This is a genomic window from Chryseobacterium lathyri, assembly GCF_030812195.1.
In the GTDB taxonomy this organism is placed as follows: domain Bacteria; phylum Bacteroidota; class Bacteroidia; order Flavobacteriales; family Weeksellaceae; genus Chryseobacterium; species Chryseobacterium lathyri_A.
The window spans coordinates 592,715-608,121 of record NZ_JAUSSF010000002.1 but is presented as its reverse complement, the minus strand read 5'-3'; the positions used below and the strand labels follow the sequence as shown (position 1 = coordinate 608,121).

The 15,407-nt window shown below is 39.8% G+C and carries 15 protein-coding genes; 6 read left to right on the top strand and 9 right to left on the bottom strand.

The features are described 5' to 3' along the window. The first annotated feature begins 5 nt into the window (after positions 1–5). The 5 genes from cysI to J2T03_RS12855 all read left to right on the top strand — a co-directional run bounded on the left by cysI (position 6) and on the right by J2T03_RS12855 (position 8,110). Positions 6–1,679, top strand: a complete 1,674-nt coding sequence (gene cysI, locus J2T03_RS12875) for an assimilatory sulfite reductase (NADPH) hemoprotein subunit (protein WP_307211593.1) — start codon at positions 6–8, stop codon at positions 1,677–1,679. 138 nt (positions 1,680–1,817) lie between these two features. Then, on the top strand, positions 1,818–4,691 hold the full coding sequence (locus J2T03_RS12870; protein WP_307211590.1) for a TonB-dependent receptor: 2,874 nt from the start codon (positions 1,818–1,820) through the stop codon (positions 4,689–4,691). A gap of 5 nt (positions 4,692–4,696) precedes the next feature. Further along, entirely contained in the window at positions 4,697–6,220 is a 1,524-nt protein-coding gene (locus tag J2T03_RS12865; protein ID WP_307211588.1) for a TSUP family transporter, read from the top strand. A 182-nt stretch (positions 6,221–6,402) separates the two neighbouring features. Next, positions 6,403–7,251 (top strand): hydroxymethylglutaryl-CoA lyase, encoded by an 849-nt coding sequence (locus tag J2T03_RS12860; RefSeq protein ID WP_306840897.1) that lies wholly within the window; start codon positions 6,403–6,405, stop codon positions 7,249–7,251. Between the two features lie 22 nt (positions 7,252–7,273). Continuing rightward, positions 7,274–8,110 carry a sulfurtransferase gene (locus J2T03_RS12855; RefSeq protein ID WP_307211585.1) on the top strand — a complete coding sequence of 279 codons (837 nt, stop codon included), beginning with the start codon at positions 7,274–7,276 and terminating at the stop codon, positions 8,108–8,110. A gap of 79 nt (positions 8,111–8,189) precedes the next feature. Here the strand turns inward: J2T03_RS12855 and J2T03_RS12850 are convergent, their stop codons facing one another. Together J2T03_RS12850 and J2T03_RS12845 are read right to left on the bottom strand one after the other, a co-directional pair. After that, positions 8,190–8,516, bottom strand: coding sequence for an SUF system Fe-S cluster assembly protein (locus J2T03_RS12850; RefSeq protein ID WP_111954157.1), 327 nt, complete (start codon positions 8,514–8,516; stop codon positions 8,190–8,192). A gap of 3 nt (positions 8,517–8,519) precedes the next feature. Next, positions 8,520–9,221, bottom strand: a complete 702-nt coding sequence (locus J2T03_RS12845; protein WP_307211582.1) for a 3'-5' exonuclease — start codon at positions 9,219–9,221, stop codon at positions 8,520–8,522. 83 nt (positions 9,222–9,304) lie between these two features. Here J2T03_RS12845 and J2T03_RS12840 point away from each other — a divergent pair, with 83 nt between their 5' ends. After that, complete coding sequence (locus J2T03_RS12840) at positions 9,305–10,075, top strand: DUF4382 domain-containing protein (RefSeq protein WP_307211580.1); 771 nt, start codon at positions 9,305–9,307, stop codon at positions 10,073–10,075. Between the two features lie 2 nt (positions 10,076–10,077). Here J2T03_RS12840 and J2T03_RS12835 read toward each other — a convergent pair whose 3' ends face one another. From J2T03_RS12835 to J2T03_RS12805, 7 genes are all read right to left on the bottom strand, one after another. Continuing rightward, positions 10,078–10,425, bottom strand: coding sequence for a tRNA-binding protein (locus J2T03_RS12835; RefSeq protein WP_306840888.1), 348 nt, complete (start codon positions 10,423–10,425; stop codon positions 10,078–10,080). Further along, positions 10,422–10,931 (bottom strand): hypothetical protein, encoded by a 510-nt coding sequence (locus tag J2T03_RS12830; protein ID WP_307211578.1) that lies wholly within the window; start codon positions 10,929–10,931, stop codon positions 10,422–10,424. The genes J2T03_RS12835 and J2T03_RS12830 overlap by 4 nt, the downstream gene beginning before the upstream one ends. A gap of 261 nt (positions 10,932–11,192) precedes the next feature. Continuing rightward, complete coding sequence (locus tag J2T03_RS12825; protein ID WP_307211575.1) at positions 11,193–12,203, bottom strand: trypsin-like serine peptidase; 1,011 nt, start codon at positions 12,201–12,203, stop codon at positions 11,193–11,195. 69 nt (positions 12,204–12,272) lie between these two features. Beyond that, positions 12,273–13,118: a caspase family protein gene (locus tag J2T03_RS12820; RefSeq protein ID WP_307211573.1), complete on the bottom strand. Its 846-nt coding sequence runs from the start codon at positions 13,116–13,118 to the stop codon at positions 12,273–12,275. 262 nt (positions 13,119–13,380) lie between these two features. Next, complete coding sequence (locus tag J2T03_RS12815) at positions 13,381–14,025, bottom strand: response regulator transcription factor (RefSeq protein ID WP_306840881.1); 645 nt, start codon at positions 14,023–14,025, stop codon at positions 13,381–13,383. Continuing rightward, complete coding sequence (locus J2T03_RS12810; RefSeq protein ID WP_306840879.1) at positions 14,022–14,792, bottom strand: sensor histidine kinase; 771 nt, start codon at positions 14,790–14,792, stop codon at positions 14,022–14,024. Before J2T03_RS12810 ends, J2T03_RS12815 begins: the two co-directional genes overlap by 4 nt. Continuing rightward, a complete protein-coding gene (locus J2T03_RS12805) occupies positions 14,779–15,168 on the bottom strand; it encodes a hypothetical protein (RefSeq protein WP_307211572.1) in 390 nt (129 codons plus the stop codon). Before J2T03_RS12805 ends, J2T03_RS12810 begins: the two co-directional genes overlap by 14 nt. Positions 15,169–15,407 lie beyond the last annotated feature (239 nt).

Here is a 15,407-nt window from a genome sequence, read left to right as displayed (position 1 = left end):
AAAATATGACAGATAAAAATAACCTTTCCCCTGTGGAAAGGATCAAAACCAGCAGTAACGGACTTAGGGGAACCTTAAAGGAAAGCCTTTTGGATGATTTCACAGGAGCCATCAGAGAAGATGATCAAACCCTCATCAAATTTCACGGAATGTATCAGCAGGATGACAGGGACAGACGCGAAGAAAGAATAAAGAAAAAACTGGAATGGCTGTACTCCTATATGATACGACTCAGGCTTCCGGGAGGTTTTCTAACCCCTGAACAATGGAGTGGGCTTAATGAAATTGCAGGAGAACATTCCACTGGGGTCATTAAAATAACCACACGCCAGACCATTCAGCTGCACGGGATTTTAAAATCTCATGTAAAACCTACCATTCAGAGCTTCAATCTCCGGCATCTGGATTCTATCGCGGCCTGCGGGGATGTGAACAGAAACGTAACCTGTACCTCAAATCCTTCCGAATCGCCTTTGCATCAGGAAGCCTATGAATTGGCAGCAAAAATAAGCGAAATGTGCCTGCCCAAAACAAAATCCTATTACGATCTGTGGATCGATGACGAATTGGTTGTTGACAGAAAAGCTGAGGAAGACCCTTTATACCAGGACAGATATCTGCCCAGAAAGCTGAAAATTGGAATTGCCGTTCCTCCCAATAACGATGTAGATGTTTTTATTAATGATATCGCACTGATTGCCATTATTGAAAATGATAAAATTGCAGGCTATAATATTGCTGCTGGTGGAGGATTGGGTGCCACACATGGAAATGAAGCGACCTATGCCCGCCTGGCATCTCTTCTTGGCTTTGTAGATACAGAAGAGAAAGTATTAAAGGCGGTGTATGAAATTATCACGGTACAGCGTGACTTCGGGAACAGAAGTGACAGGAAATTATCCAGATTAAAATATACAATAGACAAGCTTGGCATTGATGGATATAGAACTGAAGTAGAAAAAAGGTGCGGTTTCAATTTTGAACCAGTCCGGGAATTTAAGTTTGAGCAGAGAAAAGACCGCTATGGCTGGGTAAAGAACCATGAAGGAAAATGGTTTTATACTTTATTCGTAGAACACGGACGCGTGCTTGATACAGAGGAATATCCTTTAAAATCAGGGTTATTGAAAATTGCTGAAACAGGAAAGGCTAATTTCCGTTTTACCTGCAATCAAAACCTCATCCTTTCTGATATTCTCGAAGAAGATAAAGCTGAAATTGAATCCCTGCTTAAAGAATCAGGAATATCCACTTATACTGATGAATCCAGTGCCCTGCGTAAAAACTCGGTAGCGTGTGTAGCATTGAATACCTGTTCATTGGCTTTGGCAGAAGCTCAGCGCTATTTGCCTTCTTTAGTCACTAAGATAGAACCTGTTCTTGAAAAATACGGGCTTCAGAATGAAGATATTACCATCAGAATGACCGGCTGTCCTAATGGCTGCGGAAGATCGCCCAATGCTGAAATTGGATTTGTAGGGACAGCGTATGGCAAATATAACCTTCATATCGGTGGTGACAGGCTCGGAATGCGCCTGAATACAAAATTCAGGGAAAACATTGGCGAAGAAGAGATCATAGAAACCCTTGACCAGCTTTTCGGAATCTATTCAGAACAGAGAAATGAAGAAGAGACTTTCGGTGATTTCTCCCACCGCTATTTACAAACCATAAAATAAAAAAATATGACAAACCTCCTTTACCGGCATAAAGAACCCGGGAAATATTATCAACATCTTTTAGGGCTTCGAATGTGTTTTTGCTGTTCATTAATTGACCATGCATAAATCATTTTTCAACCCTAAAATTAAAAACAAGTGAAATCCATACACCATCCATATTTTAAACAAAAAATCCATCTTATACTGTTTACCCTTTCCTTCACCGGCTTTGTACAGGCGCAGCAGCTTATTGAAGTAAGCGGAATAATTAGACATACAGACACCCAAAAAGGAATTGCCGGAGCAAACATCCTGGTAGAACATACTCAGGATACAGCAATAACCGATCAGGATGGAAACTTTCAGCTGAGAACGAGGGTGAAAATACCCTTCAGAATTGTTATTGCCAAAGAAGGATTTGCCAGCCAGACGACTGAAATATTGTCATTGTCCAGTAAAATTGCAGTAGAATTGAACCCTCAGAACACCATCATCAATGAAGTGGTGATTTCCGCTTCACGTGTTCCTGAAAAAATACTGAGATCGCCGATTGCCATTGAAAAAATTGATATAAAAACCATCCGGGAGAGCCCGGCGGCCTCATTCTACGAGACATTGGAAAATGTGAAGGGGTTGCAGCTTTTAACCTCAAGCCTTACTTTAAAAGTTCCCAATTCCAGAGGGTTCAATTCTCCCAATAATTTCAGATTCATGCAGCTGGTAGACGGGGTGGATGTGCAGTCTGCCACACTCGGAGTTCCGTTGGGAAATGCAATAGGACCTACAGAACTGGATATCCAGTCCATGGAAATTACTCCCGGAGCTGCTTCTGCTTTGTATGGCATGAATGCTGTGAACGGATTGGCGAGCCTCCAGACAAAAGATCCATTTACCTCAGAAGGGGTCAGCCTTTATTTCAGGGGTGGTGTGAACCATGTGGATAATGTGAATCATAGAACAGCTACCTTGGGAGAAAGTGCAGTCAGAATTGCAAAAGTTATTAACAAGAGTTTTGCCGTAAAGATCAATGCTTCCTATTTCAGCGGCGTTGACTGGATTTCAGACAACCGTACAGACCAGAACCCCAATTCAATGATTACTGCCAATCCAAACTTTTCCCTGGCCAACAACCCGGCTGAAGATCTTTGGAACAAATATGGAGACGAAAGAAACAACCGAACATCAGTAAATGTAAATTACAATGGAAAACCAACCACTTTTAGCATATCAAGGACAGGATATGATGAAAAAGATCTGGTAAGCCCCGAAGTGAAAAATGTAAAATTTGATGCCGGATTATACTACCGTTTTGGAGATCAGTGGAGAACCTCTTACGTTTACCGGTACGGATTGCTCGATGGTACTTTTCAGAGAGGAAATAAGATCCGCCTGCAGAATGCAACCGTTCAGAATCATAAAGTAGAATTGACAGGTAAAGAATTGACATTCAGGGCCTATATGTCTATAGAGAATACCGGAGACTCTTATAATCTTAAACCTTTGGCTGATAATCTGGACCTTACCAATCTTTCCAACACCAAATGGAAAAACATCTTTCAGGCCGCTTTGCAGGACAGGCTTAATTCAGGAATCAATCTGAATGATGCTTTTATTTTGGCAAGACAGGAAGCTGATAAAAACAGAGCGATTCCAGGGACTGCAGCTTTTGAACAGTTGAAAAATACAATTATCGGGATTAATAACTGGGATTCAGCCAATTCCGGAATTGCAGGAGCACCTGCTACAGGAGGGGCAAAGCTTGAACAGAAATCCCGTTTTTATCAGGGCGAAATTACCTATGATTTCACTCGATTTGTAAAGATTTTCAGCCTTCTTGCAGGAGCAGATTACCGCCTTTACAGCATTACACCTGACGGAAATAACTTTGTCGATTTCGACAGGCCGGTCAGCGAACGGAATATTCCTTTACCTGACGGAACTTTCGGGAACAATGTCATTTACCAGAAATATGGAGCATTTGCCCAGCTTACCAAGCTTTTTTTCGACGATAAGCTAAAAGTGAATCTGGCTCTTCGCGCAGACCGAAATCCTGAGTTTGAAACCAAATTAAATCCAAGGGTAAGCGTGGTGTATTCTCCTGTTAATCAACATAATTTCCGGGTCTCTGCACAAAATGGATACCGTTTTCCATCTCTGTTTGAAGCTCTTTCATTCGTTAACAACGGAAATGTAAGAAGAGTGGGTGGGCTTTCGAAAGCCAATGAGGGGTTAGGCTATCTTGAAAATTCATATACGCTGGCTTCTATTGACCAATTTATTTCCGCTGTCAATAAAGATGTGGATGGAGGACTCAGTCAGAACCAGGCTGCATTGAAAAACAGAAACCTGCTGTCCGCGGCCAACCTTCCTAAATTACAGCCTGAAAAGGTAACGTCTTTTGAAATAGGCTATAAATCAGCCTTATTCAACAGCAGGCTGATCATCGACTGGGACTTTTATTATAATATCTATGAGGGTTTTCTGGGACAGGTAGAAGTGGCGGTGCCTAAAAATGAAAATATAGGCAGTAATAATGCGGTTTTAGCGATGCTTGACCGAAGTAAGCAGGACCGGTACAGAGTGTACACCAATAGCAACAGTCAATACAAAAGCCTTGGAACGTCTTTGGGAATCCGTTATAATCTGGTGAAAAATTATAATGTGAACGTCAACGTTTCGTATAATGACCTGGTTTCAACCAATACTTCAGACCTTTTTATTACGGCTTTCAATACCCCTAAATGGGCGGTCAATTTAAGTGTCGGAAATAGAGAGATCATCAAAAATATAGGATTTACAATTGCCGCAAGATGGCAGGACGGGTTTTTATGGGAGAGCCCTTTAGCTTCAGGAAACATTCCTGCCTATTATACCCTTGATGCACAGGCAACCTGGAGAATTCCTGAAATAAAAGCTAGCGTTAAAATAGGTGCGACGAATCTACTTAACCGCCGCTATTTTCAGTATGCCGCAGGACCTGAGATTGGAGGTCTATATTATGTTGCATTTACCTATGACCTAAAACTTTAAATAAGATGAGTAACTTTTTATATCCAATATTCTTAAAACTGGAGGAATTATCACTGCTTATCATTGGCGGTGGCAATGTTGCTTTGGAAAAACTGGAATCTATTCTTATCAATTCTCCGGGAGCGCGCATTAAGCTGGTAGCCCTTGAAATAAGTGATCAGGTTAAAGAATTAAAAAAAAACTATCCCAACCTCACCCTGCACGAGAGGTCTTTTACGGATAATGATTTTAACAGTGCCGATCTTGCGATTGTGGCGGTTAATGATATTTTTGTCGCCGAGCAGATCCGTGACAGGGCTCATCAAAATAATACACTGGTGAACATTGCCGATAAGCCGGATCTGTGTGATTTCTATCTGGGTTCCATTGTAAGAAAAGGAAATCTTAAAATTGCAGTTTCTACCAACGGAAAATCTCCAACGGTAGCCAAACGGTTGCGCGAGATTTTAACGGAAACAATTCCCGATGAAGAAATGGATGATCTTTTAAACAATATGCAAAGCATCCGTAACCAGTTAAAAGGAGATTTTTCATACAAGGTAAAAGAGCTGAATAGGCTTACAACGCAATATCTGGGTGAAAAAAAAGATCAGCCTGAAAGAAAACTGGAGATGGAAAAACTAATCAACATCACCAAAACAGTACAGAGAAGAGCCAATATTTATCTGGGAATCATAGGTGTTCTGACACTTATTGGTGTATTGGCACTGATTATTTACCAGTTTAACCTGTCTGGGGATATCCAGAGTTTTCTTAGTAAAGACGGGCATATTTTTTACTGGATGCTGCTCACTGGATTTCTGGCAGAAATTGTTGCCGGATCTATGGGCATGGGATATGGAGTGATCTGTACAACGATCCTTTTGCTTCTGAATGTTCCGCCTCCGGTAGTGAGTGCAAGTATTCATTCGGCAGAATCATTTACATCGGCAGCAGGAAGCATCAGTCACTATAAATTAAGGAATGTCAATAAAAAAATGGTCTTGGTTTTATTTCCTGTAGCAGCAGTAGGTGCCTTTATCGGAGCTTTTGCGTTGTCTCATTTCGGGGAACACTATGCTCATATTGTGAAGCCGGTCATTGCCTGCTACACACTGTATTTGGGAATCAATATCCTTAGAAATGCTTTTAAAAGGAAAAATAAAAAATCAGGGAATAACAGGCAGAAAAAGAGGACGAATCTCAGAATATTGGGATTGGCAGGAGGTTTTATTGATTCTTTTGCCGGGGGAGGCTGGGGGCCGCTTGTAACCGGAACCCTGATTAAAGAGGGGAGAACGCCACGGTATGTAGTGGGGAGTTCAACTATGGCTAAATTCTTACTGACTGTAGTCAGTGCTTTAACTTTTATTTTTACCATCGGGATCCATCATTGGAATATTGTGCTTGGTCTTCTTCTGGGAGGTGTTTTTACAGCTCCTTTTTCAGCAATGTTTGCCTCACGTCTTCCTGCCAAAAAAATGTTTGCAGTAGTAGGTGTGGTAGTGATTGTAATGAGCCTGATTACGATTGTAAAATCATTAACCTAGCTCAGAATATTGGAGATACACAAAGGTTTTCACGTCTGGTCTGGATTATCCGGTGTTACATATCAGTTATCGAAATTTTAAATTGAATATAAATCTTTGAAAATCAAAATAATGTTAGATTTGTATGTCTCATATACAAACTTGTTTAGTTTTATTATATTTGAGAAAATCAAAAAGTAAAAATGTTTCTTACTGAATGTCCTAGAGATGCCATGCAGGGTTGGGGAGAATTTATCCCTACCAGCAAAAAAATAGATTATATCAACTCTCTGATGGAGGTTGGCTTTGATGTGTTGGACTGTCTGAGCTTTGTTTCCCCGAAAGCAATTCCACAGATGGCTGATTCCGATGAGGTGGCTGAAAATATTGATAAATCCTTATCCAATACAAAAGTTTCTGCGATCATCGGGAATTATAGAGGCGCTGAAAAAGCATTAAAACATCAGAATGTAGATATTTTAGGCTTTCCGTTCTCTATTTCGGAAACATTTCAGCACAGGAATACCAACAAAAACCAAGAAGAGGCTTTTAGTGAGATCATCAGGATGCTTGAGCTTGTTAAAAGCGAAAGCAAGCAGCTGAATATCTATTTCTCTATGGCCTTTGGAAACCCTTACGGAGAAATGTGGAAATGGGAAGATGTAGATTTCTGGGCCAAAAGATTTTCAGAAATTGGGATTAAAGATGTTTTGCTTTCGGACACGACAGGAGTTGCCACTCCTGAAACCATTGCTCTTTTATTTGAAAAAATTCCGTCTAAATATCCTGAGATCAATTTCGGAGGACATTTTCATAACCGTTATGAAGATTCATATACAAAGCTGAAAGCGGCTTATGATAAAGGCTGCAGAAGATTCGACAGTGCGATCAAAGGAATCGGCGGCTGCCCTATGGCTAAAGATGATCTGGTAGGAAATATGCCTACCGAACAGGTGATTAATTTTATGAGCGTTGAAAAAGTAGAGCATAAACTGAATCTGCTGAATTTTGAAAGCTCATATAATAAAGCGAAGGATATTTTTCATTTTTAAATTAACGCCAAAATCACAGGAAATGTCTCCAATAATATCATCATTAAGCCTAAAAAATATTCCATCAGAAAACCTCATCATTCTTGATGCCAGAGTAGGAAAAGAAGCATATCAAACTTATCTTGAGAAACATATCAAAGGAGCCCGTTTTATAGATCTGGATAAAGATCTCGCTGAGATTGGTCAAGATGCTGCCTTTGGAGGCAGACATCCGCTTCCCGGTATTAAGAAGTTTGCTGAGGTCCTTTCAAATCTCGGAATATCAGAAGATTCTCACATTGTTATTTACGATGATAAAAACGGAGCCAATGCAGCGGCAAGAGCCTGGTGGATGCTGAGATCTTTTGGATTACAAAATGTACAGGTTCTGGATGGAGGAATACAGTCTGCCGAAAAAGAAGAATTAGAGTTTTCATCCGGTGAAGAAGCTTTTGAAAAAACTTCTGTGATTCAAAAAGAAGGTTGGCTTCTTCCGGTTATAGATTTGGAAGACGTTGAAAATGAGCTGATAAACCATTCTTCAACAGTTGTAGATGTACGGGATGCTTACCGTTATAAAGGAGAATCGGAACCTATTGACCTGGTGGCCGGACATATTCCCGGAGCAGTCAATATTCCTTTTTCTGAAAACCTCGATGAGAATGGATACTTCCTGAAACCTGAAGTTTTAAAAGAAAAATATACAGAACTTTTAAAAGATAAACCCCAGTCTCTGATCATCCATTGTGGATCCGGAGTTACGGCCTGTCATACTATCTTAGCTTTGAGCTATGCCGGTTTCCCGATCCCTGATCTCTATGTAGGCTCATGGAGCGAATGGAGCAGGAGAGAAGGAAAAGAGATTGCAAAAGAAATTTGATAGCTTATTAATCTTAAAAGTTTAATTAAAAAATAAAAGGCTGCCAATACTGACAGCCTAATTTATTTCATGGGCAGTTCTAAAGCATTCCCAATTCAAACTTCGCCTCTTCACTCATCATATCCTTATTCCAGCTTGGTTCAAAAGTAAGCTCTAAATCTACGCTTTTCACACCTTCCACTTCTCCTACCTTGTCTTTTACTTCCTGAGGCAGGCTTTCTGCAACTGGACAGTTCGGGGTAGTAAGGGTCATTATAATTTTTACATCGCCATCCTCGGAGATCTGTACATCATATATCAGTCCTAATTCGTAAATATCTACCGGAATTTCCGGGTCGTATACGGATTTTAAGACGCTGATGATTTCCTCACCAATGTCAGCAATTTGATCGTCTGTAAATTTCATTTTTTAATCTAGATTGATATTCCTTTTCAACAAATCTTCCTGACGCATCCGCCGGAAAACATTTGCCAAAGTTAAGACATCTTTTTCACAATAGTCAACAATTCGCTGCAAGTCTTTTTCTATGTAATAGATTGATGAAACCATTGAACCGTCTATATCATCTTTGGGAGTAGGGATTCCGAACACATGAGCCAGCAGTTCTAAGGAAACAAAACTCTTATAATCTCCGAATTTCCAAAGCTCCAGCGTGTCAATATGTGGAATTTCCCAGGGCTTTTTTCCAAACATCTGGAAAGGAATTGGAGGCTGGATTCCATTAATCAGATACCTTCTTGCAATCCAGGGAAAATCAAATTCTTTTCCGTTGTGGGCACAGAGGATCACATTATTCAGTCTCGGGCTGTTAAAGATTTCTCCGAATTCCTGAAGCAGCTTTTTCTCATCGTGACCCGAAAAGCTTTTAATTTTTAAGGTTTCATTTTTTTCGACCATTCCGATTGTAATGCAGATGATCTTTCCGAACTCCGCCATAATGCCGGCACGGTCATAGAACTCCGCTGCACTAACGTCTTCTTTTCTCTGAAATTTTGTTTTCTTTTCCCAAAGCATCTGCTCTGTTTCAGATAACCCGTCCCAGGATGGTGCTCCGGGAACCGTTTCAATATCGAGGAATAAAATTTTTTCCAGGGGGATGTGCTGTATCATTCTCTTGTTTTTAGGACTGAAATATATGACATAATAAAATAATTATCAAAAACGTTTTTACAGAACAGACAAAATACTATTTTATGAAAAAATTATTAATGATAGGAAGCGGTATATGTATACTTTTTCTAGCTTCGTGTAATGATTCCGAAGGAAGTGATACTGCTACAGTGAATGTGAGGCTTACAGATGGCCCCGCTGCGTATGATGCTGTTAATATAGATATTCAGAGAATTGAAATCAACAGCAATGGCCAGTGGACTCCACTCAATTTTCCAAATCCGGGAGTTTATAATCTTCTTAATTTTAAAAATGGGACGGATGTTGTTTTAGGACAGGCAGTGCTGCCGGCAGGAAATATTTCTCAGATGAGAATGGTGTTAGGCTCTAATAATACTTTGGTTGTTAATGGGGTAACACATCCATTGCAAACCCCTTCTGCTGAACAGAGCGGTCTTAAATTTAACTGGCATCAGACGTTAGAAGCCAACGGGGCGTATACGGTATGGATCGATTTTGATGCCGGAAGATCTATCGTGACCTCCGGAAACGGATCATATATTCTGAAGCCGGTGATAAGAACTTTTTCTGAATTAACAAATGGCCAGATAAAAGGTTATGTACAGCCACAGGCAGCAGATGCGGTAGTGCATGCAATTGTTGCCTCAGATACCATTGCAACGGCAATACCAAACAATGATGGATTTTTTATGTTTTCCGGCCTGTCTCAGGGCACTTATACAGTCTCTTATGACGCAAGCAACAGTAGCGGATATATAGATGAAAGCACAAGTAATGTTTCTGTCACCTTTGGACAGATTACCAATCTGGGAATAAAAACATTACATCAATAAATTTAACCTACTTGAAAACCATTTTTAGTGGGAAGTGAGGTTGTCAGCAATGTCACTTCCTTTTTGTCTTCCCCGTAAACCCCCAACACTAAGCATTCGCTGAAAAAATTTGCAATCTGTTTTTTGGGGAAGTTTACGACAGCTAAGATCTGCTTTCCGATTAAATCTTCCTTCCGGTAAAAAGCAGTAATTTGTGCTGCTGATCTTCTGATTCCCAAATCACCAAAATCAATTTCCAATTGGTAAGAAGGATTTCTTGCCTTCTCAAAATCGGAAACAGAAATTATCGTTCCGCATCGTATGTCTATTTTTTCAAAGTCTGTCCAGGATATTTCCGGCTTTATGTTCATGATAATGAATTGATTAAGTGTTCTACTTCTGCTTTTTCTGCTTCATATTTCTGCTGCAGTTCCGATCCTTCGCCCATTCTTCTATAATATTCAAGTGCCTGGCCTCCAAAGAATTTTTTATAATGATCCGAGACTTCCGGGATCTGTGGAAAGACTTTATGGAAAAGCATTTCATAATAGGCCTGAAATTCCCGTTCATTTTTATCTTCGATGACCTGTCCGGGAGCTTTCTGCCGTACATGGAGCATCTCATGGGCGACCATATTCAGCACGAGGTTCAGTTCAAAATCAAATAAATTTTTTGGGATCATTACGGTCTGGGGCCCTCCCAGTATTCCTTCTGCGGTCAAAAGCATAGAAGTGGGAGAGAGCTCTTCCCGGAACCCAAAGCCTGCAAAATTTTCATGCTCCAGGTCGAAGGAATGGATTAAAAACTTGGCGGCATCCAGGATCTGGTCGTGCTCTTTATAAGCCTCAAGATGCAAATTGATCTGCTCGAAATTCATTCAGAATATGTTTTAAACAAATGTATTAAAATATTTATTTATAATTGAAGTAAGCCTTTCATATTGGACCTTGGCTTTGTGTATATTTCCAAAATTGGTTTTGTCTTTACAGCCCAGACAGTAAATTCTTTGAGATAAAAAAGAATTTGTGAAATATTTTTTCCTCTCAATTTTTTGTCAAGTCTTTTAAACTTCAAAAATCAAACAAAACAGAAAAGAGCCTGACTTTGGGCAGGCTCTTCACTTAGGATAATAAATTGGTTATGGATGCTCATTTCGGGCTCTTATCACGAGATTTACAAGGTCAGAGCCACCACTTGCAAAGTTTTCACTTGAATTATGGGCACTTTGTGTCGCTACAGCATAAGGAGCTCCATCCCAGTATCCCCAGAACGGGCCGCCGCTCTGTCCCGGCCAGATATCTGCTTTGTGCCCCATGCTTTCATTATCATCGGCACTCCAGAAGTCTCCGTCCAATGCAATACCGGTCTGATAGGTTGGTCTCTGAGTCCCTGTTAAATCGCCGGGATAACCTGCGTGAGTCCAGTAGGCACCACCATCCCATGAATCGGAGTATGATTTAGCACCCAGCCATCCTATATTGTCTCCAATACGTCTGTCGAGAACAATCACAACATAATCATATTGAATCTCTGTGGAATCGATTGTAGGTCCGGCTACTTTGTACTTATAATACGTTAATGCACCCCAGGCGCTTCCGTAAGGAGCACTTCCGTTATAATACATAGGAGTGAATTTTAACCAGCCTGTGGTGTTATTAGGCTGCCAGTCCACAATGTGGGCACAGGTCAGAAGATGTCTCGGACCGATCATTACTCCGCTTCCTGAACCTAATGCGCTTTCTACTCTCCCCACACATCGCCACGGATAAGCTGTAGAATTATATACTTTTCTCTGATCGGGACCGAATATAGTTTTTACCCCTTCTGCGGATAAGAAAGATTCTCTGTCAATGAATTTTGGTTTACGGTCCTTTTTGGCTTCCAGTTTAGGCTGGTATTCAAAATCTGAATGGGTAGGGTAAAAGTGATCGGTTTCCAGCACTGTTCCTTCTGCTGCTTTTTCTCCGGCAGGCATTCCTATCGATTTCATTCCTTTTGGAAAAGACCTTCCGTCAATGATTTCCATGGCGGGTCCCTGGGTGGTTAGTTTTTCGGCATTCGCCAGTTTTTCAGCTGATTTTGCTTTAACGGTTTTAAGTCTTGATACTTCTTCCGCTGTCATTGGTTTGTTATTGTCAGTTTTAGACATGATTATTAGTTTTTAATCAGTTTTTTCCTACTCTTTGGATGGCTTTTCGGATTCCGCCAGTGATTTGATTTATGAAAATATTTTTTGAGAAAATTCTGCTGTCATGCTTTCTGTCTGATTGATCTGGGCTGCTCCCATCGCAGCTAAAGCAATAGCGATCTGTTTATCAAGTGTTTTTCTGACAATATTGCCATTGGTTGCACGTAATATTTTACAGAAATGATAGGTGAAATATCCCCTTATCTGTCCGCTCATATTTCCTTCCATGGATACCTGGTTGTCTTTGGATGCAGCCCATAAAGTATGATTCATTCCTGCAACGGGAACCAATGCTTTGGTCATGGAGGTTGCTTTTTTAGAACTTTTAGAGGACGGCATTTCACTGGCGTAGGTCATATAAAATTCATCTTCCAGCATAGGTGGAATGAAGCGGGGTGCTTCATAGGAAAGCTCTAAATCCAGTCCGAGCTCCATTTTTCTGGTTCCCGTTCCAGAATGACAGCAGTCGAAAATCACTTCCAGGCTAACACCTGCTTTCAGTTTACTGAGAACAGCTTTGAAATCATCATCCCGGATGACGCCTGCGCTTGCATAATCGTGTGGGCAAATCGCTTCATCCAATCCGTCTATTTCCAGATCTGTCCCGATATTGGCCACTCTGGTTCCGTGTCCAGAATAATAAAAGACAAGTGAATCTCCTTTTACACTGCTGTTGACCAATGCTTTCAGATAATTCAGTATATTAGCTCTTATGGCGTTCTGGTTGGTGAGGATTTTAATCTTTGCCGGATTAAATCCGCAAATCACCAACGTGTTTGCCATGTCTCGGGCATCGTTCACACAGCCGTTCAAATCCGGTCCGCCTGATCCTATGGGTGCATAGTCATTGATTCCTATTACTAGTGCTTTTTTCATTTTATTAGTTTTTAAAATTTTCCCTACTATGTTCCGGCTTTTCGGGTTCTGCCTTCATGGATTAGTTTTACAGGACAAAATTCCGTCATTCAACACAACGAGAACAGAGGGAAATACCTAATTCTGTAGGAGGAAAAACACCTTTTCTGAAATTAAGGAGATCAGAGGACTAAAAATAAGAAACCCGGTAAATTTCGAATCTACCGGGGCAATATTTGGAATTAAAAGTATTGATTTATAAATATTTATGTGAAAAGCCACATTAACACAAGTCATGTTTTAAGGCAAATAGAACAAGACCAACCCTGTTTTTTATTTCTAATTTTGTGAAAACAGAATCCCTGTAGCCATCAATAGTTTTTGGACTGAGAAACATTTTGTCGGCTATTTCTTTATAGGTAAGTTCACTGCAGGCCCATTTTATAAATTCTTTTTCCCTGCCTTTTAATTCGGAAAGGAGAGACGCGTTTTTAATGTCTTCTGTTTTTACCTTTAACAATTTCTGGGCGACGAAATCAGTATAAAAACTGCCTTTGTCAAATACAGTATCTATCGCCTGAAAAAGGATGGCCGGCTGCATATCTTTCAGCAGGTATCCTTTTGCTCCTGCCTTCAGCATTTTGATAAGTACTTTTTCATCATCTTCCATGGTCAAGGCTATCACTTTTATGTCAGGATGATGTTCGGTTAACCATTCTGTAGTTTCTATACCATTTTTATAAGGCATATTAATATCCATCAGTACTACAGCAGGTAGTTCTGAAGCTTTTTCTATGGCGGTAATAAAATCCTCGCCATTGGGATGGTTCATGATCACGCTGTATTGTGGGTTTTCCATGATCATATTTTCCAATGCCTTGGACATTAATGTATGGTCATCAACGATAGCGATGGGGATAGTTTTCATATGAAGTGTTTGTAATAAATTATTGAAGTCTGTGTTCCTTTATCAATTTCCGACAGTATGGAAAATTCTGCATGGATCAGCTTGGCTCTCAGCTCCATATTCTTCAGTCCCGAACCGTCCTGTATCTTAGAGGTATTAAAGCCTTTTCCGTTATCGGAAATGTGGATTTGTAAGGCTTTATGATCGTCTTTCAGCCGGATAGATACATTTTTAGCCCTGGAATGCTTTAAAATATTATTGATACTTTCCTGAATGATCCGGAAAAGGATCAGGCCATGTTTGGGCGAAATATCAATATCCTGTTTCTGGGTGATGAATTCTATCTTTAATAATTTTAATTTCTGTATTCTTTTTACTTCTCTTTCTATGGATTCTGTCAATCCGAAGTGAATAATCTGCTCAGTAATCAAGGTTTTAGACAGGTTTCTGATATCCTGTATACATTCACCCAGTAATTCACTCAGCTCGCTCAGTTCTTCTTTTTCTGCATTTTTCAGTTTGGAAATGAGCTGATTTTGTCTCAAACGGACCACAGAGAGCTTTTGGCCCACATCATCATGCAACTCCTGCCCGATGTAATTCAGCGTCTGTTCCTTTATTTCGACCTGTGAGGTTGCCAGTTCTTTTTCAAAACGCATATCTTTTTCTTTCTGCTCAATCAGAAGGGTCGTTTTCTTTTTGATAAAGACCACATAGATGAAGATCATCATCAAAACGACAATAAGTAAGGTAATGGTAAAGGTAATGACCAAATTATTTTCTTCCATACTTTAAGGTCTTATCTAGTGTGTCTTGTCTGTTCCAAATCAATCCCAGCATGAGTATTCCGTTACTGATAAGGTTCAGCATAAATAAAATAAAAAAATAGATATGCTCTGAAACGGTAGTCCTGAAATACAGGATCGGAATACTCCCGATAAAAAGAATCAGTAAAGAGACTGAAATCCAAAAAGGTAAATAATTATTGATTTCCAGTATTTTATCAGAATTAAAGGTCTGGTATAAAAATAAAATAATAGAAAATAATAATAAAAGGATATCGGTATACAGCATATTAAAAGAAAAATGATGCAGCAGATCGTCCTCTGTATAAAACATCAGAACAATATTGGCCACAAAAAGGATCAAAAGGATTAACTGCAATTTTTTTAAAATGGGCCAATACAGTAATTGAAAATAATACAGCAGATACAGGAAAAACACAATCATTAAAAAGCCTATCACAAAAAAAATTTCAGTAGACCGGTTAGTAGATTTAAAATAGAAATAGCAAAAAATATCAATCAGTGAAAACAATATATATCCTGCCATAAAAAACAAATTCTCTTTTCTGATTCTCCTGTATTTGAAAATCATCAGAGCTATTACTATGAGAGACAGTA